This is a genomic window from Peptoniphilus catoniae (assembly GCF_901447155.2).
Lineage (GTDB): Bacteria > Bacillota > Clostridia > Tissierellales > Peptoniphilaceae > Peptoniphilus_E > Peptoniphilus_E catoniae.
The window spans coordinates 76,588-100,591 of the sequence record NZ_LR588417.1 but is presented as its reverse complement, the minus strand read 5'-3'; the positions used below and the strand labels follow the sequence as shown (position 1 = coordinate 100,591).

Genomic DNA, 24,004 nt, shown 5'->3' with positions numbered 1-24,004 from the left:
TATGAAAAAAAGAGATATAAGCTTAAATATTATAATGGTAACTTTAATAATCCTAACTATATTTCAAGCAGGGATTTTATGGATAAGAACACCATCCTTTAATAGACACATAGCTAAGGAAGAAAACCTTGACAGGGAAGACCTATTTAAGAGAATCTTAAGACCTGAAAAAACAGTCTTTAACTTTTCAAAATACAACCATACAATTGCCTATGATTCCGACGGACTTTATGAAAAATATAAAATTATTATTTCCAACAGATTAAAGGACCTGTCTGAGGATGACCTTAAGTCTATAAGTCAAGAAGACTACCTGAATCTTATGAACACAGGCTCAATTGTATTTCAATTCAGCTCAAATATAGACGGAAGTATATATGCCAATACCCTTGGTTATCAAAAAGATTCTGACAAAATTCTTAAAGTAAAGGAGATTTACCTCTCTTATAACAAGCTTGCCCTATCTGATGGCACAAACAACTATCTTATTGAAACTGAACCTATAGAAGAAATTAAATCCGATCTTGATTTTGTTAAAAGCAGTGGTTACCCAATCTACCTTAACTTTAAAGAAAGATACGATATAAATAAAAATGTTTTTGTTCCTGCAGATAATTCTTTTGATTATAGAAATATTTCCTATGTAAGTAACATGGAAAATATGGATCCTGTTTACAAAACCAGTCTTGTAGAGAGATTCCTAGGCATGAATATAGATTATATAAACCAAATTACCCAACCTGAGGAAACTGTGTATGCCTTTGGTCAACAGTACCTTAAATTTAATAATAAGGGTATTATAGAATATAAAAATACAGAAGACTTTTCTTCAAATAATCTTAATCTTTATACATCTTTGGATTATGCAGTTTATTTTATTTCTTCAAAACTGGGAACCATTGAGAACCTAAACGTTGTTAAAATAGAAGAAATTAACGAAGAAAACAAATTAGGATATAAAATCTCCTTTAATTATATAGAGGACAATTTTACAGTCTATCCGGGAGAGAAAGAAGCTTCCAACTTTATAGAGCTTGAAGTCTTTTCAAATCACGTTAGATCTTTTAAGCAAATCTATCGAAAGGCTGAAGACTCGCCTGCTGTAAATTACACTGCCGTAAACTCCCTTTCCTTTGAAAGGATAATTATCAAAAACTTGTACATTTTTACAAAAGGAAGTAAGGAAGAAAGCAAATCTGTTTTAAATGTGCTTTCAAATATTGACTCTGTAAGTAAAGTTTACCTTGATGATACAGACCTTGAGCCTTCCAGACTAAAGTTGTGCTTAAAGGTAAATTATCAAGGCAGGGAGCTTTTCTTTCAACTTAAAAATGGAAACTTTATAATGGAGAGATAGTATGGATTGGTCTAAATCAAAAATAATTTTAATAGTTGCTCTGATAATAACCAACTGTATTTTATTTGCCTATATTTTAAATAACAACCTTATTAAAAAAGACAGCTCCTCTTCACCCGAGTTTATAAAAGAAACCATATCCATGTTAAAAGATGAGGGTATAGAAGTGGATTCTTATATCCCTACAAACAAGACTAAGTTACCCTCCCTTCTGGTAGAATTTGAAAGCTATGATAAGGATTATATTAACAAAAAATTTTTTAACGGTAACGGCGAAATTGAAACTCCCAACAAGGAAGTTACAAAAATAACCTTTAACAAGGAAAGTCTAAGTATAATTAATACCAGAAGACTTATTTATGAAAATACTATGAACATAACACAAAAGCAAAAAATAGACTTTAACAGAGCTGAGGAGCTTGCAACAATTTTTCTTATGGATAGAGGCTTTGACACATCAAATATGCAGTGCAGCTACTTTAAAGAAGAGGATGGAGTTTATCAAATGACCTTTTCAAAGCTCTACAAGGGTGTAAGTATAGAGCGTTCCTATACGAACTTTACCATAGATAACGGAGTGGTAACCTCCATGGACAGACTTTGGATAAACGTAAAGGATCAGTCTGAAAATGAAATCTATTTAAGCTCTGCTGCAAAGTCCCTTTTAAGACTTTTAGATGACAGCTCCGACTACTATGGCAAAACCGTTACAGACATTGACCAATGCTATTACTTTGACCCGGAAAGTCAAGGCTATGTAGATGATATTACAAGAGTAACTCAAGGTAGAGCAATACCTGCTTGGAAAATACAATTTAATGACGGAACAAATACAGTGGCGGATAGTTTTTAATCCGCCCTTTTATTATTTACAAGAAATAAACTTACTTTTTAAATTTATGCTTTATAATTTAGGCTCAAGGCTTAATCCTTTGCCCTTGAATAATTATTGTGGTAGAATTACTTATCGGAGGTTTTAAGATGAAATTCTGCTCACTATCAAGCGGCTCTTCAGGTAACTGTCAGTACCTGGAATATAAAAACACCAAAATACTTATAGATGCCGGTCTTTCAGGTAAAAAAATAGAAAATCTTCTAAAGGATATAAACGTGGATATAGATTCAATAGATGCGATTTTTTTAACCCATGAACATATAGATCATGTTAAGGGAGCGGGAGTCTTATCCAGGCGACACAATATGAAGATATTTACAACTGAGGAAACCTTTAAGGCCATGTTGCCTATAACTAAAGAAATAAGTGGCGAAAATATATATTTTTTCCAAAATAATAAAGCTTTCAACTTTAAGGATCTTTATATAGATCCTATGGATTCCTTTCACGATTGTGTTAAGGGAACTTGCTACAGTATAATTGGCAACAAAAAGATATCAATAGTTACCGATACAGGCATGGTAAGTCCTGAAATGATGGAGAGAATTAAAGGGTCCTCCCTTTACTACCTTGAATCCAACCACGACAGCGATATGCTGATTCAAGGCAGCTATCCCTGGTCCACAAAACAAAGGATTATGTCAACAAGAGGCCATCTTTCCAATGATAATGCGGCTAAAATTTTAGAAAGGCTTTTATCTAAAAGCGAGGAAATAGTAATGCTGTCCCACCTTTCCAGGGACAACAACGACCCTAAGCTTGCCGTAAGAACAGTAAGAGATTCCCTAACAAATAAAAACATCAGAGAGGGTATCGATTATATAATGGAGGTCTCACCTAGAGATTCAGTTTCAACTATTTACGACTTATAGGAGGATATATGAAAATACTTCTTACAAATGACGACGGATTCTTTGCCCCCGGTATAAAGGCAATGGCCAAGGCACTTTTAGCTGAAGGTCATGAGGTGATAATGGTGGCTCCCGAATTTGAAAATTCAGGCAAAAGCCATTCAATAACACTAATGGAGGAGCTTGTAGTTCATCCTGTTAAAATTAAAGACCTTGACTGTGAATGCTATAGCGTTTCAGGTACACCTGCAGACTCAGTAAGGGCTGCACTTAAACTTTTTGATAGCTTTGATTACTGCTTTTCAGGAGTTAACCTGGGCTACAATGCAGGCATGGATATTCTTTATTCAGGCACTGTTTCAGCAGCTATAGAAGCCAACGTCTTCGGCTTAAATTCAATTGCTATCTCAGCTCAATACGCTCGTGAAAAAACCAAGTTCAGCTCAGCTGCTAAAATTGCCATAGAGGTCTTTAATAAATTACACAATAAACTTGACAGGCTGCAAGTCCTAAATATAAATGTGCCTAATCTTAAATACGAAGACCTTAAAGGAGTTAAGGTTTGTATGATAGGCGGATCCGTTCCGGATAATTATAAAATTACTAAAAATGACGACAGTTACCTTTTAAAGCTGGGTCCAAGACCTGATGAAGATGATATTCCAAGCTCAGACAGATTTTATCTGTCCAAAGGCTATGCCACTCTCACTCCTTTGGTTTATGATCTTAACAATAAAAAATTAATAGAAAAATTAAGTGATGAAATATGAAATCTAAAAAATGGCAGACAAGAGAAAACTTATCTGCAAAAATATTTTTAATAACAATTGTATTAACCTCTATCCTTGCTTTTGTATCAAACTTTCAATTGGAGCTTGTGCCTTTAAAATATCTTGCAACAGGGCTTACAGCTTCCACTCTTTTGGTCCTTGTAGGCACCAACATTATGAGTATAATTGAGTCTAAAAACTATAGCGGAAGGAAAATAACAAGCGCCGTTTTAAATATCCTGATGCTTGTAGTTTTAAGCTATTTATTTTGGTTTAAGTCAAAATTCAAATGAGCTACACTATAAATTACAAATCATCTAACGGCGAGGATAATATTTATGCAAGGATTTGGGACTGCGAAAATCCTAGCTGTATTTTGCAAATCTCTCATGGAATGGTTGAACATATTGACAGGTATGATGACTTTGCAAAATTTTTAAACTCAAAAAACATACTTGTTGCAGGAAACAATCACTTGGGGCATGGGCCCACTGCAAGAAAGCTCGGCTACTTCGGAGAAGGCCCTGTAGAGGATTATTTAATAGAGGATGTTTATAGCTTAAGCAACTATCTTAAAGAAAAATACAATCTGCCCCTATACTACCTGGGACATTCTATGGGATCTTTTATAACAAGATATTTAATAAGTAAGTATAAAAGTAAAAAAGTTATTCTTATTGGGACAGGTTATATATCACAAGGCGAGGTAAAGCTTTTAAATAACTTATCCAAAGCATCAATTAAGGTGTTTGGAGAAAATTACAAATCTAAGCTTCTCCTCTTATTAAGTCTTGGTGCTTATCAAATAAAGGCTCCTTTGGGAGAAAGTTGGATCAGCTTTAATAAGGACAACCTCCAAAGAAGAAAAGAAGATAAGTATTGCAGCTTCTCCTTTACAGACAACGGATACCTGGGACTTTCACGACTTCTTAAAAAAATCATTGATAAGGATGTTGTTTCAAAGACAGATAAGGATACAAGCCTACTCCTTCTTTCAGGTAAAGAAGACCCTGTAGGAGATAAGACCAAGGGAGTTAAAAAAGTCTATAAGCTTTACAAGGACTTGGGATATAAGGTTGACATGAAGTTTTTTGCAAATATGAGTCATGAGATATTAAACGAGGATAATAATATAGAGGTTTACCAAGAAGTTTACAATTTTATAAAAGAATAAATATAAGGCAGATGGGCAAAACCACCTGCCTTTATTTTATCTATTTAACCTAAAAGTATATCTAAAAACATCATTACTATAAAGCCCACTATTATTCCGTAGGTAGCCTGTCTTTCATAGCCGTTGGAATGGGTTTCAGGAATAATTTCATCACTTATTACAAAAAGCATGGCTCCTCCTGCAAGGGCAAGTATAAAACCTATAATAGGTTGGAAAACAGATACCAGTCCATAGCCCAAAAAGGCTCCGACAGGTTCAACAAGACCTGTTAAGCCGGCAATTATAAAGGCTTCCTTAGTAGAATAATTTTCCCTTACAAGGGATAATGCCACTGCAAGTCCTTCCGGCATGTTTTGCAAACCTATACCTAAGGCTATAGCTATTCCGTTGTTTATATCTTCAGTTCCGAAGCCTACACCTGTAGCAAGACCTTCAGGAAAATTATGAATTGTAATGGCTATAATAAAAAGCCAAATCTTTTTTAAACTTTCAGCGTTTTTTCCTTCGACTTTCTTAGTAATTAAATGTTCATGGGGAGCATATCTGTCAATTAAGTCAATCATAACTCCTCCCAAGAATATTCCCATAGATGTCACTGTTACAGCTCCTATTCCTCCTCCACCAATTTCAATGCTGGGTAAAATTAGAGAAAAGCAGGTTGCAGCAAGCATTACTCCGGCTGCAGCTCCAAGTAAAGAGTCAAGAATCTTTTGAGATACACTTTTTGTAGAAAATATAGGCAAGGCTCCGACACCAGTAAATAAACCGGGTAATATGCAGCCTAATATAATTATAATTTTTGGATTTAAATTATTCATTTCTCATCTCCTTTTATATAGATATCATACATAAATTTAAAAATATTAACCCTCTTAAATTTCAAATAATTAAGATGACTTCTGTTTTTTATAAGTCAATGTTATAATTAAATTAATTTATAACAAATTAATATAAAATAGTTTAGCTTGAATAAGCTTAATTGTTATCATAAACACAACTGTTAAATGAAAGGAGAAAGCATGGAACATTTACTAAGCCAAAAAATCGACGATAATTTTTATTACATCGGGGTTAATGACCGTATCACTCATAAGTTTGAAGGCATGTGGCCCATTCCCAATGGAGTTGCCTACAATTCCTATTTGGTAAAGGGAAAGGCCAACATCCTTATAGATTCCGTTAAACTTAACAGAATTACGGTATTTCTTGAAAGACTTTATGACGCCCTGGAGGGAGAGGATTTAGACTACATTATAATAGACCATATTGAACCGGATCACAGCTCCGGACTTACTACTATTATGGATAACTACCCTAATACTAAAATAGTATGTAACAAAAGGACTCTACCCTTTTTAAAAAATTATTACAATATTGAAGATAATATTATAGTGGTAAAGGATAAAGAAACTATCACCCTTGGAGATAAAAGATACACCTTTTATACCACGCCTATGGTTCACTGGCCTGAGTCCATGGTTTGTTATGATGAAGATGATAAAATCCTATTTTCTCAAGATATATTTGGAGGCTTCGGCACTCTTGATGGCGCTATATTTGACGATCAAATCGACTTTGACTCCCAATATCTTGACGAAACCAGAAGGTATTACATTAATATAGTCGGTAAATATTCAAAACAGGCTCTTGCCGCTCTTAACAAATTGTCTCACCTGGATATTAAAATGATTTGTCCGGACCATGGTCCTATTTGGAGAAAGGATCCTTCAAAAATACTAAACCTTTACACATCTCTTGCCAAGCAGGAAACTGTTGACGGAGTTTTAATAGTATATGGTTCCATGTACGGCAATACAGAGCAAATGGCTGAGCTTGTTGCACAGGGAGTTGTTGAAGGTGGTATAGGTGTAGTTAAGGTTAGTGATATTACCAAGGTTGATATGTCCTATATTCTTTCAGACACCTGGAAATATAAGGGAGTAATTTTAGGATCCTGCTCCTATGACAATAATATCTTCCCTCCTATGGGATATCTACTTTCAGATCTTAGTCACCAAAAGATGAAAAACAATATTTGGGGAGCTTTCGGTTCCTTCTCATGGTCAGGGGGAGCTGTCAAAAGATTAAAGGGCTTCCTTGAAGAAGAAAAGCTTAACTATATCGAAACCATTCCTGAAATTCAAGGTGCTGCAAATCCTAAAGAAGCTGAGGAGCTAAAGGAACTTGGAAGAGAAGTTGCAAGAAGAATTTTAAAGGCATCTGAAGAAAAATAAATTTAGAGCTCTCTAATTACAAGTAGCCCTTGGATTAGGGAGCCTTTTTAATCTGAAATTTTTTTAAGCTAAAATATTCTTATAGCTTGCCATATTAATTCTTTTTGTCCTATAATAAAGGACAGTTTATAAAAAAGGAGATAGTATGAAAAAAGTTAAAAATTTAATAATAGTTTGTTTGATTTTATCAGCCCTTGTTATCGGTGCCTTCTTCTATGGAAAGAATCAGGGGGCCTTGGACAAGGAGCCTGTTATTACATCGGAGCTTTTAACCAACCAAATTAAGGATTCAAAGGAACTTACCGTTACTAAATACTACTACACCAATATGGCGTCCTTTGAAAATCAAAATGAATTTTACGGTTTTAAAATACCCTTTACTCAAAAGAAATTTATCTTATCCTATGACGGTATTATATCTGCGGGAGTAGATCTTTCAAAGCTTGATTTAAGTCTTGATAAGGAAAAAAAGATTATAAAAATCAAAATGCCTGATGCTAAGATTCTTTCTCACGAAATAAATGATTCTTCAATTACTATTTTTGACGAAAAGAATTCTGTTTTTAATCCTATTAACCTTGAAGACTACTCAGGCTTCTATAAGGATCAAAAGGCCCTTATGGAGAAAAAGGCCCTGTCAAAAAATCTTCTTGCAAATTCAAAAGAAGCTGCACAAAAAGCCATTGAAGAAATCCTATCCATATATAATACGGGAGAAGACTCTTATACAATAGAGTTTAATTAAGACAAAAAGAATAAATTTTTTCTTGTCTTTAAACTCTTAAAGAGTATACTCGAATAAGGGAGGAATAATTATGAATATGTTATTTATAGTTTTAAACAGTGATGCCCATATAGATGAACTTTTAATTGAGTTTGATAAAAACGGTATTAAAGGCGGCACTATATTGGATAGCCAGGGCATGGGACAAACTATGGTGGAGCACTCCATAGGTGTAAGCTATAATTATCTTCGTACCATGCTTAGTGGAGGCAGGCCTTATAATAAAACCATGTTTTTGATTCTTGATGAAAAAAAACTTGAAATTGCAAAGGACTGTGTAAGAAAGATAGTTGGAAATTTAAACAAAGAAAATGTAGGGATAATGTTTGACTTCCCTATTAGCAATGTAGAGGGATTGACCAAGTAATGAGTATGTTTTATATAGCGATTTTGTTGTTTGGCGGAATGATTTTTGCCCGCCTCTTTTCAAAGATTAAATTTCCCGAGGTTACGGGATTTTTAATTGCCGGAATAATTATAGGCCCTTCGGTTTTAAATCTGATACCTAAGGACGGTGTAAAGTCTCTTGAGATTTTAAGTAATGTTGCCTTAAGCTTTATAGCCTTTTCAATAGGTGCTGAAATGAAGCTTTCAGTTTTAAAAAAGCTTGGAAGTAAAATTGCTCTTATAACTGTTTTTGAAGCCCTAGGTGCCCTTGTAGTAGTTTTGTTGGGATGTCTTTTTATCTTTAAAATGGACTTCCCCTTTTCAATTACCCTGGCAAGTATAGCCTGTGCCACTGCACCTGCTGCAACTCTTATGGTAATTAGAGAGTATCGAGCCAAGGGAGAGCTGGTAGATGTGCTTCTGCCTGTAGTTGCCCTTGATGACGCAGTGTGTATTATAGCCTTCGGTATCTGTTCTTCTTTGGCGGTTAATATGCTAAAAGGCTCAGATATGGGTATGGCTTCCATGCTAGTGGAACCTATTTTAGATATTGTTCTTTCAATTGTTATAGGTTTGGTAGGAGGATTTTTATATTCCCTTGTTGCCAAAAGGGTTAAAACTGAAAATGAGCTTTTGTCCTTAATAATAGCAACTGTTTTTATGTTGGCATCTCTTGCTGATATGCTCGGCCTCTCAGGTCTTTTAACCCTAATGAGTGCCAGTGTTTTAATTTCAAATATATCTGTAAGCCCAAGAAGATACTTTGATATAGTTGATAGAATAACACCACCTATATTTATGTGTTTCTTTGTACTTTCAGGAGCAGACTTAAACCTTGCAGGTCTTAAAAGTGTAGGTCTTATAGGAGTCTTCTATATCTTCGGAAGAGTTTTAGGAAAGTATCTTGGAGCCTTTTCTTCATCAAAAATTACAGGTATGTCTAAAAAAGTCCAAAGATATTTGGGACTTACCCTTGTACCACAAGCGGGTGTTGCCATAGGTCTAAGCTTAATAGCCAGTCAAGAAATACCCGAACCTCATGGTTCAATGATAAGGACAGTTATCTTGGGAGCTACAATTGTTTATGAGCTTTTCGGACCCTTACTTGCAAAGTTTGCCCTTACACAGGCAGATTGTATAGTTAAAAAGTCTTAAACACTTATAAATTAATATTAGTTAATCAAAAAACCGCCCAAGCTTTAATTGATCTTGAGCGGTTATTTTTTATTTGTGGTAGGGATAGTTATTTATTATTCTGAAGCATCTATAGACCTGTTCCAAAAGTATCAGTCTCATAAGCTGGTGAGGAAAGGTCATATCTGAAAAGGAAAGTCTAAAATCGGCCTCCTTTAAAATTTCCTCACTAAGACCTAAAGATCCTCCTATTAGAAAATTAATGGTGGAGTTGCCTTCAAGCATTATATCCTTGAGCTTTTCTGCAAAAGCTTCAGAACTAAGCTTTTTTCCTTTTATATCAAGGGCTATGGTATAGCCTGATTTTATATGCCTTTTGAGTCTTTCCCCCTCAGCTTCAATTACTATCTGCTTATCCTTTTCAGATAAATTTTCCCCTGCAGCTTCGTCGGGAACTTCTATTATTTCCACCTTGGCGTGAGAGGACAGCCTTTTGGTAAACTCCTTTACCCCTTCTTTTATATAATCTTCCTTTACCTTACCTACCCCTATTATATTTATATTCATTAAACAAGCTCTTTAACTGCATTAAGAGCTGCCTCAAAGTCAACCTCGTGAGTAACCTCATTTACATATTCCACATAGGCAACCTTGCCATCTTTATCAACTATTACAACTCCACGACTTAAAAGTTTAAGCTCCTTAATTAGAAAACCGTACTTTTCCCCAAATTCATGATCCCTGTAGTCTGAAACTATTATAGACTTATCTATACCTTCAGCTCCGCAAAATCTTTGTTGAGCAAAGGGCAAGTCATTGGAAATTGTAATTATATAAACATTATCCCCAAGCTTTGATGCTTCTTCGTTAAAGCTTTTAGTCTGAAGAGAGCAAACCCCGGTATCAATTGACGGCACTACTGAATAAATTCTTATTTTACCCTTATGCTCCTCTGAGTTAAATTCTGACAGGTCATTTTTTACCGCCTTAAACTCAGGTGCCTTATCTCCAACCTTTACATGACTACCTTCAAGATGCATTTCTTGTCCACCGAACTTTATATTCATAATTATACCTCCATTAATCACTAGTAATATCGTCATAATATTAATATCCATTTATGATAAAAAATAACTTTTCTATGAAAAAATGATATAATATCCCGAAAGGAGTGAAAACAATGGAATATAAACACAAGGCGGTAGTACTTGGTACAAACTACTACATAGGTCTTTCAGTAGTGAGAAATTTAGGTAGAAGCGGTGTAAGTGTAACTACTGTAGACTATGATAACCATCACTACGGCTGCTCCAAATATGTAAAAGAAAAATTAATCGGCCCTCATTATAAAAAGGAAGAAAAAAAATTAGTGGAATTTCTCATAGATTATGCAAAAAAACAGGAAGAAAAACCTGTGCTTTTCCCTACAGCGGACCTTTATGTTGAATTTATGGAAGACAATTTTGATTCCCTTAAGAAATATTACCTTTGGCCCAATGAAAAAAAAGGTCTTTTAAGAAAACTTATGGACAAGGAGTCCCTACTTGAATTTACAAAGCCCCTAGGAATAAGAACTCCCGAAATAATTCCCATGGATGCTGATAACTTATATAAAAAGGTTACTGAGGAACTCGGTTATCCATGTATAGTTAAGCCTAAGGACTCTATGCCTTTTGTAAATAAATACAGGTCCAAGGTCTTTATGATAAAAAATGAAGAAGAGCTTAAGGAAAAAATAGAAATGTGTAAAAGGGATTCTCAGGAAGTTTTCGTTCAAAGAATTATAAAGGGTCCTGAAACAAACTGCTATTCCTTTGATGTTTACATGGATAAAAATCAAAAGGTTGTTAGTTATATGACCACTCACAAAATAAGGCAGTGGCCTATTAACTTCGGTGCCAGCACCTATGCCAAGCAAATTTATATACCGGAGCTTTATGACATATGTGTTCCCCTTTTTAAATCCACAGGATATAGAGGCTTTGCCGAAGTGGAGCTTAAACGTGATGAGAAAACAAAAAACATCTATCTCGTTGAGGTTAATGTAAGATTTGTAAACTTTACCGAGCTTCAATGCTACATGGGTATGAATACGCCTATGATGTACTTTTTAGACTCTATAGGCGAGGATTTTTCCGGACCTGAAATTAAAGAAGATCACGAGGTTTATTGGAAGTATAAATATGAAGATCTTTCTGCAATTAGAAAATATTTGTCTACAGGTCAAATGAGTCTTAAGGATATAATTTCAGATTATAGATTTAAAAAAGTTTCATCAACATGGGCCCTTGATGATCCTATGCCGGGAATACATTTTTTCCTTTGGGCCATAGGAAAAAGATTTAAAAGATAACTTAAAAGATAAAAATCCCCTTAAGCTATGAGCCTTAAGGGGATTATTTTATATTACTCCTCTAAACTTAAAGAGTCCGTAGAGGGGAATTAAAAGCAGATATACTTTTATCAAAGTGGAAAAAAGTGACGAGCTTTCTTTTTTTGCATAAATTAAACTTATTACAATAATAGCTGCAAATAATACATATTTTATTATTTCAAATTTTAAGGCAAGCTCTTTACTAAATTTATTTTTACTTGTTAAAAACTGAAAGATAACAAAAATTGTTACCATGGCTATAAGAACTTTTTGTAAGTTTTCTTTTTTCATTTTTCTATTCTATTGTACTCGTCAATAGCCTCTCTAAGAATTAAAATTGAATCATGAAGGTCTTCAGTATTTATAACATAGGCAATTCTTACTTGTTTTTTTCCTTTGTCGCTTCCATAATAAAAACCTTCTCCGGGAGCAAGCATAACTGTTTTGTTGTCCTTGGAAAAATCTGTCAATAACCATTTGGAAAAGTCAAAGGCATTATCTACAGGAATTTCCGGCATTATATAAAAGGCTCCTTGAGGTTTATATACCTTTATATCGTGAATTTCTTCAAGCTCTTTGCAAATTAAGTCCCTTCTCCTTTTATATTCTTTATTTACATCTTCAAAGTATTTTTTATCTACATTATAAAGTTCAGTTGCGCCTATTTGGTCAACTGTAGATACTGCAAGCCTTGTTGAACAAAGCTTTACAAACTCCTTATAAAGATCCTTGTTTTTAGTTGCAAGAGAACCTATTCTTGCTCCACAAGCCCCAAATCTTTTAGAAATTGAATCAACTAATATAAGTCTGTCCTCAATTCCTTTAACTTCTCCGAAAGAATGGAATTTTTTTCCATCAAATACAAATTCTCTATAGACTTCATCTGCAATTATAAAAAGATCTTTTTCTATAGCTATTCTTGCTATTAATTCAACTTCTTCCTTGCTATAAACCACACCGGTAGGATTGGAAGGATTAGAAAGTAAAATTGCCTTGGTACTTTTATCCACCCTGGAAATTATATCTTCATAGCTAGGAAGTCTGTATCCGTTTTCTACAGATGTTTCAAATACTCTAGGTTTAATTCCACATTGTCTAAATGCAGTTAGGTAATTGGTGTAAAAAGGATCTGATGTAAGTATAGTATCTCCCAAATCTGTAATTGTCATTATAGCAAAGATTAAGGCTTCACTTGCCCCATTAGTTATTACAATATCTTCAGGATCTATATCTATGTTCTTGGATTTATAGTAGAGGGAAATTTGTTTAATTAAATCTGGATACCCCTTAGATGATTCATAGGGTAAAACATGGGACTTAATTTCCGATATAGCCTTAAAGAACTCATCAGGCACACTTATATCCGGTGCTCCTATATTTAAATGATATATCTTTTTTCCCCTTTTAATTGCCTCATCAGCATAAGATGTTAAGATTCTTATTGCTGAATATGGCACTTCTTGTATTCTTGTTGAAATATTCATCTTCCACCTCTAGTTAATTTTTAATCTCAAATCATCACCGAAAAACTTCAAAGGAACAAATCTTTGATAAACCCTTGAAAAAACTCTATTAGTATAGGTCCTTGAAAGCTCGTCCGGAGAAAGATTGGTAGATATAAGTGTCTTCTTTCCTCTAAGTATCCTGGTATTTACTACATTAAATATCTCCGATGCCGAAAATGAATTTACAAGCTCAATTCCTAAATCGTCAATTGCTAAAAGATCGCAAGAAAAAAGTAGGTCGTATTTAGCTTGCGTTATTTCACTTCTTCTGAATTTTCTATCCTCCATAACATCTAGTAAGTTAAATGCAGTTTGATAAATTACACCAAAATTTTTATCTATAAGTTCCTTAGCTATACAGTTAAGCAAAAAGGTTTTTCCCTGTCCTGTAGGACCGTAAAAAAGAAGATTCATGTCATTTTTCTCATTAAAGCCGTAAATAAACTTCCTTACCGCCTTTAGGATAAGCTCCATGTTTTCTCTTGGGGATATACCTTCACTTTCTTTAACTTCCCTGGAAAAAATTCCAAGGTCAAAAGTATCGAAGTTTTCCTTGCCCAATATATAAGAAATATTACTCATTTCATATAATTCTTTGCTTAACTTTACCTTCATACAGTCGCATTTTTGTCCATTTTCAAGATAACCCGTATCCCTACACTCTAAACACTTATACCTTATATCTAAATAATCTTTAGAATAACCATATTTTTGCAAAATTTTTAATTTTTCTTCTCTAAGTTCGTAAAGATCTTGATTTATCTTTAAAAGGCTTTCACTTGAAGGTGCCTTTATCTGCTCCTTAGATCCTGATAGGGCAAGATTTACTATTAGTTCATCGATTTTTTTTATTTGTGGGATCTTTTCATAAATCTCCGCTTTTCTCTCTTCCAAAGCATCCCTTTCAGAGTCCCTGGTCATTTCGTATTCTTTTTCAATTTTTCTATAAACTTCTTTCATTAAATCACCTTAATTTCTTAAAAAAGGCATCTCTTTTCTTCTTAGCTAACTCGTCCAGGTCTTCTTTAGAGTAGTTGTCAGACTGCTCCTTAAAGTTGTGGAATTTGGTTTTAGGTATTCTAGCTGTCTTATCAAGTTTGTCTATATCCTCAACCTCAGTAATTCCCTTTTCTTTCCAATCTTTAAGAATTGAATCTACATATCCTATATTTGGATTATTGGTATTAATACACCTATCACAGGCTGCCATAACTATATCCATATTAAATCCCAAATCGTTAAACCATGAGTTAACCTTATCAAAATCTACTTGATTAAAGCCCTTGTAAGAAAGACCTATTCTATTTTTTACTTTCATAAGCCTGTAGCGGTTGTCGTCATATTCCTTGTAGGATTTTTCTATGTCCTCTTTACTTCTTATATTATCCTTTGCCCAATTTCTCACTACAGCCTCCACATAATCTACAGAGTCCTTTTTCATAACTTCTGTGGAATACCAAAAGGCTTCTTCTATAAGATCAGTAGGCATATTATAAGTATCTCTCCAGCTTGCAATGTTTTGCTTTTGAGCAATACTTAAAGGTCTTCTCATATAATAGTCGGCAACTGAAAGAAGATTGGCTATATTTTTGTCATCTAAAATTTCATTTCTATCCGCAACCTTTTCTTCCTTGGAGGCTGAATAAATATTCTCTATATATAATTGTTTAAGATTTAAAAAAATTATATTGAAGGATCCGTCTTCATTATACTCTTTTTTTATAATTCCAGCCTTTTCCCAGTAATCCCACGCCCTTAGAAGATCCGACTCTATAAGTCCTAAAAGATCCGCTATTATTCCAAAATCAAAAGCCTTAAGACCTCTTGACTCCTTGGCGAATTTGTAGCCTAGAAGATAAATTTTGACAAAATTTCCGTCAGCTTGAGGCATATAGTCGTTTAAAAATATATTTTCAACAGGTGTGTCCCCAAGATCCATTGTTAAATTTTGTAGTTTGAAATACATTTTACCACCTCATTAAAGGTATCTTTATCTAAAATCATTTTATCTCCATAAAAAAATGTTTTTCCGAAAATTTTAAAAAAGCTCTCCTTGTTTTCCAAATACTCAGGATCATAGGGATCCGGTTCATCATTTGGATAGGATTGCATAAAAGAAGCATACTTGGAAAATCCTAATTTTTTATAAAGTGCCAAGGCCCTTTTATTATAAGTTGCAACTCTTAGGTAAATTTTTTTAAATCTCCACTTATTAAAATAATTATCAAGCATAGTTACCAGGGTCTCTTCCCCATAGGCTTTGCCTATAAGGTCCGGGTTAAATACCAGTCCCAAAACTGAACTTCCTGTAAGTCTTCTTATGTTTTTAAAACTTATGTATCCTATTGGATCTCCCTTTAAGAAAACTGTAAAGTACTTGCCCCTTGCAGTTTTCCAGCTGTACCAGTTAAGTATCTCCTCAGGACTTTCTTCATAAAAATTGTAATCGTCATAAAGACTACTCTTATGCCTACCCCAATTTTTAAAGGCATTTACATCCTCAGGGCTCATTAGCCTGTAGCTTAATCTTTTGCTGTAAATCATACCATCACCTTAAAAAACAAAGAGACTTAAATGTCTCTTTATTGCTGATACTCAAGTTTTTCCACAGATTTTCTCCAGCTTCCGAACTTGTAATAAAGTCCATTTAGTACAAAGGTAATACACCAGGACAGAGGATAGGATATAAATATCATTTCTATTTTAAAATACATGGACAAGCTTACATAGACCCAAATAATTCTAAGTACACACATACCTATCATGGACATTACCATAGGAGGAACTGCATAGCCCGCTCCTCTTACATAGGCCCCGAAAACCTCACTCATACCGAAGATAAAATAGGCTGTTGAAAGGTATCTGAAGCCCTTAACTCCAACCTCTATTACCTCTTCATCATTAGAGAAGATTCCCATTAAATCGTGGATAAAAATCCTACCTAAAATAGACAAGCTTAGGCAGACAACTACTGATACCAGCATGGACATTTTTATGCCTTCTTTTAGTCTTTCAAATTTTCTCGCTCCTATATTTTGCCCTGCATAAGTTGTTGAAGCAAGGGCTATAGCATTTAGCGACATAAAAATAAAGCCGTCAATTTTCTCCTGAGCGGCAAAGCCCGCCATGGTACTTGCCCCAAAAAGATTTACCTTAGATTGTATAAGAACGTTGGAAAGGGATATTAATGAACTTTGTATCCCTGTAGGTACTCCGATTTTAACAATTTTTGAAAAAGTGCTTTTATAAAAATTAATTTCCTTTAAAATCAATTTAAAATTTCTTTCAGACTTCATTAAGCTGTAGGTAACTAAAAATGCCGCAGCTATTTGAGCTATAAGGGTAGCAGTGCCTGCTCCTATAACAGACATTTTAAACCAAGCAACAAAAACAAAGTCCAAGGTTACATTAATTACAGCTGATACGCAAAGAAAGTTAAAAGGTCTTTTAGAATCTCCTACTGACCTTAGTATTGCAGCTCCCATATTATAGACTAAAAGAGGAGTTATCCCTAAAAAAAATATCCTCATATAGACTATGGCATCAGGAAGTATTTCATCAGGTGTATTTAACATTTCAAGCAGCTTGGGAGCAGATATAATTCCTATAATAGAAAGCAAAATCCCCCCGCTTATGGCAATGGCAAAGGCATTATGTACTGAATCGTGAAGCCTTTGTCTGTCATTTGCCCCATAAAACTGAGAAACAATAACTGATGCGCCTGTAGTAAGACCTAAAAACAAGCCTATTAAAAGATTTGATATGGAGCCTGTTGCGCCGACAGCTGCCATAGGGTTTTTACCTGCAAACTTACCTATAATCATAAGGTCTGCAGTATTATAGCCCTGTTGCAAAAAGTTGGTTAAAAGAATAGGAATGGCAAAATATATAATTCCGGAAAGAATTGATCCCTCAGTTAAATTAATATTGTCTTTATTTTTTAATTTTTTTAAATTAAACTTCAACTATATCGCCTTCCTTCTGTTCTTCTATTTATTATATCATAGCAAAGAAGCAATAATACTATTATAATAGTTACAGTTGAATTTTTATAGCTTATAATAAAACAAATAAATTGATTGGAGATAGAAATGAAAAAACCTTTTTACTTAATAATTACAGCTTTTATTTTTATATTAACAGCCTGCTCAGCTCAAAGAGAAATATCAGAATTAAATGAGGGCAGTGAAAATAAGTCTCTTCCAATAAAAAAAGAGGAGCCTAAAGAATACTTTTCTCCCCTTAATGGAACAAAAACACAAGAAGACATATCAACTGAACCTGTCTTTGCTATAATGTTTGATAATCATCCAAAGGCAACCCCTCAGTCAGGGCTTGCATCTGCAGACCTTATTTACGAATATAAGGTTGAAGGAGAATATACAAGATTTTTAGGACTTTTTCAAAAAAACAAGCCTGAGGTTATAGGTCCCGTAAGATCTGCAAGACCATATTTTGTAAATACTGCAGCCGAATACAAGGCAATATACGTTCACTGGGGAGGATCAGAGGCGGGTTATGCTCAAATATCTTCAGATGATGTTAAAGATATAGACGCCATTATCTATGAAGGCTCCACCTTCTATAGAAATAAGGAAGTAAATAAAAAAAGACCCCACGACGGTTACACCTCCTATAATCTTTTATATGAAAGAGCAAAAGACCTTGAATATATAAATTCAGAAAGCCTAAAGCCTAAGTTTGTCTTTGACCAAAGTGAAAATCTTGAAAAATTAATGGCTCAGTCAAAAGAAAAAGATGCCACAAGTCTTAATCTTAGCTTTTTTCCCAATTATAAAACTTCCTTTGAATATAATCAGGACAAAAAATCCTACCTTGCCCTTAGAAATGATGAAAATATTATTGATGAGGATACCGGAGAAGATATTTATGCAGAAAATATAATAGTGGTCTTTGCCGATTCAAAGGTTACAGGACCTAATGGAACCCTAACCATTTACAATATAGGCCAGGGAGAGGGAATGTTTATTTCAAAGGGGAAGCTTATGGATATTAAATGGTCCAAGGAAAGCGAGACATCAGACATGGTTTTTACAACTATGTCAGGAGAAAAGCTTATTCTAGCTCCGGGTCTTACCTTTATAGAAACAATAGACTCAAAGGACCTTGTAAGTGTGCTTCCTGAAGATAGTGAGGCTAGTTTAGAAGCAGAAAAAGAGAATGTAAGCTCCAATAACAAGTAGTATTATAATAAATTTAGATATATAAAAAATCTCCTCAATTAAGAGGAGATTTTATTATTTTAATAATAAAGTCTTTAACTTCCTATCCACGGTTAAGGATTATAGAAGTAAGGTTTTATTTATTCATTTCATACAAAATTCTTAAACCCTCCAGGCTTAGATTATCATTTATTATTAAATCATAGCTGCTAAGATCTGTTAGAAATTCTGCATATTTGCCAGTTACTATTATTTTGACATCCTTAGGTTCAAGTCCAAGCTCCTTGCAAAGCATTTTTATGTTTCCATCAAAGAGATTGACATAGGAATAGTACAAACCTGATTGAATTGCTTTAACAGTGCTGTTTCCTATAAGCTTTTGAGGTTTTAAAGCTTCGACCTGAGGAAGCTTGGCACTGAAGTTTGCCAAGGCGTACTTTGCAAGACCTATACCCGGAAAGATAAGCCCCCCCAAATAGTCGTTTTTACCACCTATTACATCGAAGGTTATAATATCTCCAAGACTTACAACTATAGCAGGTCCCTTATAAATTACAGAGGCTGCAACTGCATCTACTATTCTATCTGATCCAAGCTCCTTAGGGTTTTCATATTTTATATTTATGCCGGTTTTTACACCTGCTCCTATTATAATAGGTTTAATTTTAAAATATTGGTTTCCTATTATCTTAAAGGTGTCTGTAAGTTCAGGCACAACTGAAGAAATTATAAGGTTTTTTACATTTTTTAAACTTATATCTTCTCCTATTAAGATTTTCATAAGAACATAAATTTCTTCAGGAGATTTGTAAACATCGCTTTTAATTTTGTAATTGTTAAGCAATTTTTCCCCGTCAAAAACTCCAAAACAGATATCTCTGTTTCTAATACTAATTGTTAGTAGCATTTTCTCTCCTGCTCAGTCTAACAGCATTTACAACTGATGTAGCTATTATTACACTTATTATTGCCTCGGGAATACCTGATGTAACTACTACTCCAAGTACTGCTGCTCCGGCATCTCCAATAGGTCTCTTTAAAATTTTCATATACTCAGCAGCATATAGAAAATAAATACCTCCCATTACCAAAATGGTATTGGTCATGGATCCTATAAAAGCCCCCACTGTTACCTCTAAATTTGAACCGCTTCTGTTAAGTAGGTAAATCATAGCAAGGGACACTATTATTAGAACTACATTTAGGGCTATTACCAGGGAAGTTGCTCCAGTTTTTATATTCTTGTATAAAAGATAGCTTAGTCCTAATACAATTGCTCCCCAAAGTCCAAAAGCGACTTTTTTGGAATTTAAAAATCCAAGTTTTTTCGCCCAGGAATATGCATAATAGGAAGTGAGTCCTATAAGCACTCTAGGTAAGATCGAAATCAATGGATTATAAAATACAATTGACATAGGTGTAGGTTTTGTAACTGCATTAAATAGACTGGACAATCCAAATATAAGTCCTACAGCCATACCTACTACAGGTCCTTCTAAAATTCCTGCAATTATTACAGGAATGTGCATTGTAGTCGCATTTATTATGCCAAGGGGTATGAATCCCAGCGGAGTCAATCCAAGTGCTATTGTAATTGCTCCAAGCATTGATGCAACAACTAACTTTCGGTTTCTTAAATTTTTCATTTTTACCTCCTGATAGGGTTCATATAGATACCCTTCAATTTTTAAACCTCTACTATTCTACATCACTATAGGCTATAAGTCCACCTATAGATTTGGAAGAATAAATTGCATTTGCTATTGCCCTTGAAATAACTTTTGCTCCAAGAGCTCCTACAAAGGATATATCCGCATCAACCTGTCCTGTTGCCAGGGCAAAAATCGTATCTCCGTCAAACATGGTGTGAACAGGCACTATACTCCTTGCATATCCGTCATGTGCCATTTGAGCCACCTTATTGCAGCCGGGCTTATTAAGTTTAGCATTAGTTGCAACTATTGATATAGTGGTGTTGGTAGATTTGTTAAAGGCATTGTAGTCAGCTGTCTTCTTTTCATAAATTTCCATAGTATTTAAAAATTTCTTTTCTTTTTTGTCATAGGGAGCCGCTATAAGCTTTGACTCCTCATAATCATAAATATCTCCAAAGGCATTAAGGGCTGTTATCGCCGCAACTCTTAAAGATCCAATTTGAATTGAAGCTTGACCTATACCTGACTTAATGGCGTAATCATTTCCCAAAATTTTTCCAACGCTGGCTCCGGTTCCTGCTCCCAAGCATCCCATAGTCTTATCATGGTCTGAAGCATTTTGAGCAGCCTTATATCCCATATTAAAGTCCGGCCTTACAAAAGGGTCTCCCAGGGCTAAATCAAAAAGTACCGCTCCTACAACTATAGGTACCTTGCAAACTGTAACATCCATGCCTATATCTTTTTCTTCAAGAAATTTCATTACACCTGATGCCGCATCAAGTCCGTAGGCTGATCCACCTGCTAATATTAAACCGTGGACCTTTTCAACAAGATTTTCAGATTTTAAAAGATCTGTTTCTCTTGTCCCCGGGGCCGATCCTCTTACGTCAACTCCACAAACCGCTCCTTCTTCACAAATAACGGCACTTACACCTGTAAGGGCATTGCTGTCTTCGCAATGCCCTAATTTTATACCTTCAATATCTGTTAAATATCCCTTATACATTATTTTATTTGTCCCTTTTTTATAAAATCTACAAGATTTGTAAATAAAGTTCCTTCCTTTACCTTTTGGGCACTTTCTTCGTCCTTTAGTATTTCTATAAGTCTAAAGGCAAGAACTTGTGCAAAGGAAGGTCCCATTGCTGTAACAATGTTATCAGCTTCATAAATAGGAAGATCCTTTCTCCCCTTTACGCTAAGATTTCCTTCATATCCCGGAAAACAGGTAAATTCATTATCTTTTAGAAGCTTTGCCCTGTCAAGGACAACAGGTCCTGCACAAATTGCCGCTACCAGCTTATCCTCTTGACTATACATTTCAACGGATTCTATAACTCTGTTGTCATCTGCAAGATTTGTTGCTCCAGGAAGTCCTCCAGGAATATATATTGCCCTATAGTCTTCAAAAATTATTTCAGAAAAGCTAAGATCTGCTTCAATTTTAACTCCATGAGCGGACTCAACCATTCTACCCTCATTAATACTTACCAGATCCACAGTTAAATCTGCACGTCTTAAATAATCGCTGATAGTTAAGGCCTCAATATCTTCAAAACCGTCAGCTAAAAAAATTAATAGATCCTTCATGGTAACTCCTTTCACATTTCCCTATACTTCTTAGCAGCCTCGTTAAGAGCCTCTATAATTCCGGACCTGAAACCGTGGGCTTCAAGTACCTTAAGTCCCTCAATTGTAGTGCCGCTTGGTGATGTAACATCATCCTTTAGCTTTGCGGGATGTTCTTTTCCTTCTAGAATAAGCTTAGAGGAACCAAGCACGGTCTGAGCAATAAACCTATAGCTATCTTTCCTGTTCATTCCGTTTAATACAGCAGCATCTGCCGCAGCTTCTATAAACATATATATGTATGCCGGAAGAGAACCGCAAACTGCCGTAAAGGCTGCAAATTTATCTTCATCAAGTTCTGTTACTTCACCAAAAGAGCTAAATATTTCTATTACATCTTTAAGTTCATTTTCATTAAGTCTATCATTTGGACAAATTGCACTCATGGCTTCCATAACTATAGCCGGCATATTTGGCATACCGATAACAATCTTTCTGCCGGGGAAAAGTCTTTCCATTTTCTCTAAAGTGTAACTTGCCGCAATAGATATAACTACACTTTCATCAGTCAGATAGTCTTTTATTTCCTTAGCAACTGTTGGACATACTACAGGCTTTACCGCTATTATTATATACTTGGCCTGTTTTACCAAATCCACATTGGATTTTGCTATTGTTACATTATCTATACCCTTAAATCCATCCATATCGGACTCTGTTCTGTTATAGATAATAAGGTTCTTTTTTTCTTCGCAAAGAGCCTTTGCTATAGCTCCTCCCATGTTGCCTATCCCAATTATTCCTATTTTATCCATGAATACCTCCTGATAATATTATTACACAAAGATACGCTTTTTTAAAGTAAATTAATAATATGAAAGCTTGTATCCCCCTAAAGCTAGCCTTTAAATAGAAGTTTATACTTTTCTTATTCAAAATATTTACCCGAAATTTCTGTTAAGTTTCTTTTATTTTGATATTATATTATAATGAAGCAGGTGATTAAATGAGTAAGTTTACTATGAAAGATTTGTTTATTACGTTTTTTAAAATAAACTCCGTTACCTTTGGAGGCGGCTACACTATAGTAACTGTAGTTAAAGACGTCTTTGTTGACGAGCTTAAACTTCTCTCTGAAGAAGAAATGCTTGATATCTTGGCCCTGGCCCAAGGAGGACCCGGAGCTATGGCAATATCAACATCAATTCTTACCGGCTATAGACTCAAAGGTCCTATTGGCGGAATAGTGGCCCTTGTGGCATCAAGCTTGCCCTGTTTAATTATTTTGTCCTTAGTTTCGATTTTTTACAATGAATTTAAAGAAAACTTCTTTGTCAGATCAGCCTTTGACGGAATAAGCGGCATGGTTACGGCAGCACTTCTTCTTACAGTTTATAATATGGGCAAAAATTCCTATAGGAAATATCCGGGCTTTACTCTTATAATGGTTGCACTTATATTTGTCCTGGGATATTTTTTAAAGGTTAAAACTGCGTATTTAATAGTATTTTGTGCAGCAGTAGGTATACTGGTATTCGGCTTAGCAGATAGGAGGTCCGGTAATGATGACTAAACTTTTGGATCTTTATCTTATCTTTGCAAAAATCGGCATTCTTGCCTTCGGTGGAGGCTACGCTTCCATTCCCTTAATAGAAAAATACATAGTAGAAGAAAATAGCTGGATCACCATGCTGGAATTTAGAGATTTAGTTTCCATATCTCAAATGACTCCCGGACCTATAGCTATAAACTCCGCGACCTTTGTAGGTCAAAAGGTAATGGGATTTTTAGGTTCTGTTGTGGCAACTCTTGGCTTTGTTACTCCCCAGCTTATCCTTATGATGATTCTTGGCTACTTTCTCTTTTCTAAGGGCAAGAAATTTAAAGTTTTGGATTGGATTTTAAATGGTATAAAGGCAGGGATAGTGTCCCTTATCTTTATAAGTGCCATTAAACTCTTTAAGGCAAGTATATTTCCTCAAGGCTTTACAAGCTTTAATATATCAGCAGCTATTTGCTTTGCCCTTGGAATATATATGTATCTTAAAAAATACAGCCTTTTTAAAATGGTTTTTTGTGGAGCCGTACTTGGACTTGTAATTAATATATCAATGAAATTTTTAATGTGA

At 34.7% G+C, this 24,004-nt stretch carries 28 protein-coding genes; 14 read left to right on the top strand and 14 right to left on the bottom strand.

The features are described 5' to 3' along the window. Position 1 precedes the first annotated feature (1 nt). The 6 genes from PEPCATONIAE_RS07230 (at position 2) to PEPCATONIAE_RS07205 (ending at position 5,047) form a co-directional block, all read left to right on the top strand. Positions 2-1,357, top strand: coding sequence for a hypothetical protein (locus PEPCATONIAE_RS07230; RefSeq protein ID WP_138160472.1), 1,356 nt, complete (start codon positions 2-4; stop codon positions 1,355-1,357). 1 nt (position 1,358) lies between these two features. Next, the gene (locus PEPCATONIAE_RS07225) at positions 1,359-2,210 is read left to right on the top strand and encodes a two-component system regulatory protein YycI (protein WP_138160471.1); all 852 of its coding nucleotides are present in this window, start codon (positions 1,359-1,361) and stop codon (positions 2,208-2,210) included. 128 nt (positions 2,211-2,338) lie between these two features. Further along, positions 2,339-3,124 (top strand): MBL fold metallo-hydrolase, encoded by a 786-nt coding sequence (locus PEPCATONIAE_RS07220; RefSeq protein ID WP_138160470.1) that lies wholly within the window; start codon positions 2,339-2,341, stop codon positions 3,122-3,124. Positions 3,125-3,132: 8 nt separating this feature from the next. Next, positions 3,133-3,873 (top strand): 5'/3'-nucleotidase SurE, encoded by a 741-nt coding sequence (surE, locus tag PEPCATONIAE_RS07215; RefSeq protein WP_138160469.1) that lies wholly within the window; start codon positions 3,133-3,135, stop codon positions 3,871-3,873. Continuing rightward, entirely contained in the window at positions 3,870-4,166 is a 297-nt protein-coding gene (locus PEPCATONIAE_RS07210) for a hypothetical protein (protein WP_138160468.1), read from the top strand. Before surE ends, PEPCATONIAE_RS07210 begins: the two co-directional genes overlap by 4 nt. Continuing rightward, the gene (locus tag PEPCATONIAE_RS07205) at positions 4,163-5,047 is read left to right on the top strand and encodes an alpha/beta fold hydrolase (RefSeq protein ID WP_138160467.1); all 885 of its coding nucleotides are present in this window, start codon (positions 4,163-4,165) and stop codon (positions 5,045-5,047) included. The genes PEPCATONIAE_RS07210 and PEPCATONIAE_RS07205 overlap by 4 nt, the downstream gene beginning before the upstream one ends. A 44-nt stretch (positions 5,048-5,091) precedes the next feature. Here the strand turns inward: PEPCATONIAE_RS07205 and PEPCATONIAE_RS07200 are convergent, their stop codons facing one another. Then, entirely contained in the window at positions 5,092-5,865 is a 774-nt protein-coding gene (locus PEPCATONIAE_RS07200; RefSeq protein ID WP_138160466.1) for a ZIP family metal transporter, read from the bottom strand. 201 nt (positions 5,866-6,066) lie between these two features. Between PEPCATONIAE_RS07200 and PEPCATONIAE_RS07195 the strand changes: the two genes are divergently transcribed. From PEPCATONIAE_RS07195 to PEPCATONIAE_RS07180, 4 genes are all read left to right on the top strand, one after another. Beyond that, a complete protein-coding gene (locus tag PEPCATONIAE_RS07195) occupies positions 6,067-7,281 on the top strand; it encodes an FprA family A-type flavoprotein (RefSeq protein WP_138160465.1) in 1,215 nt (404 codons plus the stop codon). A gap of 145 nt (positions 7,282-7,426) precedes the next feature. Beyond that, on the top strand, positions 7,427-8,026 hold the full coding sequence (locus tag PEPCATONIAE_RS07190; protein WP_138160464.1) for a DUF4230 domain-containing protein: 600 nt from the start codon (positions 7,427-7,429) through the stop codon (positions 8,024-8,026). Positions 8,027-8,096: 70 nt separating this feature from the next. Further along, positions 8,097-8,432 (top strand): hypothetical protein, encoded by a 336-nt coding sequence (locus tag PEPCATONIAE_RS07185; protein WP_138160463.1) that lies wholly within the window; start codon positions 8,097-8,099, stop codon positions 8,430-8,432. Beyond that, positions 8,432-9,607, top strand: coding sequence for a cation:proton antiporter (locus PEPCATONIAE_RS07180; RefSeq protein ID WP_138160462.1), 1,176 nt, complete (start codon positions 8,432-8,434; stop codon positions 9,605-9,607). The genes PEPCATONIAE_RS07185 and PEPCATONIAE_RS07180 overlap by 1 nt, the downstream gene beginning before the upstream one ends. Positions 9,608-9,676: 69 nt before the next feature. Here PEPCATONIAE_RS07180 and rlmH read toward each other — a convergent pair whose 3' ends face one another. Together rlmH and tpx are read right to left on the bottom strand one after the other, a co-directional pair. Next, positions 9,677-10,153: a 23S rRNA (pseudouridine(1915)-N(3))-methyltransferase RlmH gene (gene rlmH, locus PEPCATONIAE_RS07175; RefSeq protein WP_138160461.1), complete on the bottom strand. Its 477-nt coding sequence runs from the start codon at positions 10,151-10,153 to the stop codon at positions 9,677-9,679. Beyond that, on the bottom strand, positions 10,153-10,653 hold the full coding sequence (gene tpx, locus PEPCATONIAE_RS07170; protein WP_138160460.1) for a thiol peroxidase: 501 nt from the start codon (positions 10,651-10,653) through the stop codon (positions 10,153-10,155). The genes rlmH and tpx overlap by 1 nt, the downstream gene beginning before the upstream one ends. 113 nt (positions 10,654-10,766) lie before the next feature. Between tpx and PEPCATONIAE_RS07165 the strand changes: the two genes are divergently transcribed. Then, positions 10,767-11,939: a carboxylate--amine ligase gene (locus tag PEPCATONIAE_RS07165; RefSeq protein ID WP_138160459.1), complete on the top strand. Its 1,173-nt coding sequence runs from the start codon at positions 10,767-10,769 to the stop codon at positions 11,937-11,939. A 48-nt stretch (positions 11,940-11,987) separates the two neighbouring features. Here the strand turns inward: PEPCATONIAE_RS07165 and PEPCATONIAE_RS07160 are convergent, their stop codons facing one another. From PEPCATONIAE_RS07160 to PEPCATONIAE_RS07135, 6 genes are read right to left on the bottom strand one after another with little or no spacing between them, the layout of a single operon-like run. Continuing rightward, complete coding sequence (locus tag PEPCATONIAE_RS07160) at positions 11,988-12,251, bottom strand: hypothetical protein (RefSeq protein ID WP_138160458.1); 264 nt, start codon at positions 12,249-12,251, stop codon at positions 11,988-11,990. Further along, positions 12,248-13,444, bottom strand: coding sequence for a pyridoxal phosphate-dependent aminotransferase (locus PEPCATONIAE_RS07155; RefSeq protein ID WP_138160457.1), 1,197 nt, complete (start codon positions 13,442-13,444; stop codon positions 12,248-12,250). The genes PEPCATONIAE_RS07160 and PEPCATONIAE_RS07155 overlap by 4 nt, the downstream gene beginning before the upstream one ends. Positions 13,445-13,453: 9 nt before the next feature. After that, positions 13,454-14,425 carry an ATP-binding protein gene (locus PEPCATONIAE_RS07150; protein WP_138160456.1) on the bottom strand — a complete coding sequence of 324 codons (972 nt, stop codon included), beginning with the start codon at positions 14,423-14,425 and terminating at the stop codon, positions 13,454-13,456. 4 nt (positions 14,426-14,429) lie between these two features. Continuing rightward, the gene (locus PEPCATONIAE_RS07145; protein WP_138160455.1) at positions 14,430-15,431 is read right to left on the bottom strand and encodes a DnaD domain protein; all 1,002 of its coding nucleotides are present in this window, start codon (positions 15,429-15,431) and stop codon (positions 14,430-14,432) included. Beyond that, entirely contained in the window at positions 15,407-16,009 is a 603-nt protein-coding gene (locus tag PEPCATONIAE_RS07140) for a GNAT family N-acetyltransferase (RefSeq protein ID WP_138160454.1), read from the bottom strand. The genes PEPCATONIAE_RS07145 and PEPCATONIAE_RS07140 overlap by 25 nt, the downstream gene beginning before the upstream one ends. A gap of 38 nt (positions 16,010-16,047) precedes the next feature. Then, positions 16,048-17,430 (bottom strand): MATE family efflux transporter, encoded by a 1,383-nt coding sequence (locus tag PEPCATONIAE_RS07135; RefSeq protein WP_138160453.1) that lies wholly within the window; start codon positions 17,428-17,430, stop codon positions 16,048-16,050. Between the two features lie 126 nt (positions 17,431-17,556). Between PEPCATONIAE_RS07135 and PEPCATONIAE_RS07130 the strand changes: the two genes are divergently transcribed. Beyond that, complete coding sequence (locus tag PEPCATONIAE_RS07130) at positions 17,557-18,669, top strand: DUF3048 domain-containing protein (RefSeq protein ID WP_138160452.1); 1,113 nt, start codon at positions 17,557-17,559, stop codon at positions 18,667-18,669. A gap of 115 nt (positions 18,670-18,784) precedes the next feature. On the opposite strand, the gene PEPCATONIAE_RS07125 is transcribed toward PEPCATONIAE_RS07130, so the two are convergent. From PEPCATONIAE_RS07125 to proC, 5 genes are read right to left on the bottom strand one after another with little or no spacing between them, the layout of a single operon-like run. Then, the gene (locus tag PEPCATONIAE_RS07125; protein ID WP_138160451.1) at positions 18,785-19,555 is read right to left on the bottom strand and encodes a type III pantothenate kinase; all 771 of its coding nucleotides are present in this window, start codon (positions 19,553-19,555) and stop codon (positions 18,785-18,787) included. Beyond that, a complete protein-coding gene (locus PEPCATONIAE_RS07120; RefSeq protein WP_138160450.1) occupies positions 19,539-20,294 on the bottom strand; it encodes an ECF transporter S component in 756 nt (251 codons plus the stop codon). The genes PEPCATONIAE_RS07125 and PEPCATONIAE_RS07120 overlap by 17 nt, the downstream gene beginning before the upstream one ends. A 52-nt stretch (positions 20,295-20,346) precedes the next feature. Continuing rightward, a complete protein-coding gene (locus tag PEPCATONIAE_RS07115) occupies positions 20,347-21,312 on the bottom strand; it encodes a P1 family peptidase (protein ID WP_138160449.1) in 966 nt (321 codons plus the stop codon). After that, complete coding sequence (locus PEPCATONIAE_RS07110) at positions 21,312-21,896, bottom strand: DJ-1 family glyoxalase III (RefSeq protein WP_138160448.1); 585 nt, start codon at positions 21,894-21,896, stop codon at positions 21,312-21,314. Before PEPCATONIAE_RS07110 ends, PEPCATONIAE_RS07115 begins: the two co-directional genes overlap by 1 nt. Positions 21,897-21,907: 11 nt before the next feature. After that, the gene (gene proC, locus PEPCATONIAE_RS07105; RefSeq protein WP_138160447.1) at positions 21,908-22,690 is read right to left on the bottom strand and encodes a pyrroline-5-carboxylate reductase; all 783 of its coding nucleotides are present in this window, start codon (positions 22,688-22,690) and stop codon (positions 21,908-21,910) included. 191 nt (positions 22,691-22,881) lie between these two features. Between proC and PEPCATONIAE_RS07100 the strand changes: the two genes are divergently transcribed. Together PEPCATONIAE_RS07100 and PEPCATONIAE_RS07095 are read left to right on the top strand one after the other, a co-directional pair. After that, positions 22,882-23,448, top strand: a complete 567-nt coding sequence (locus tag PEPCATONIAE_RS07100) for a chromate transporter (RefSeq protein ID WP_138160446.1) — start codon at positions 22,882-22,884, stop codon at positions 23,446-23,448. Continuing rightward, entirely contained in the window at positions 23,438-24,004 is a 567-nt protein-coding gene (locus PEPCATONIAE_RS07095; RefSeq protein WP_246060453.1) for a chromate transporter, read from the top strand. The genes PEPCATONIAE_RS07100 and PEPCATONIAE_RS07095 overlap by 11 nt, the downstream gene beginning before the upstream one ends.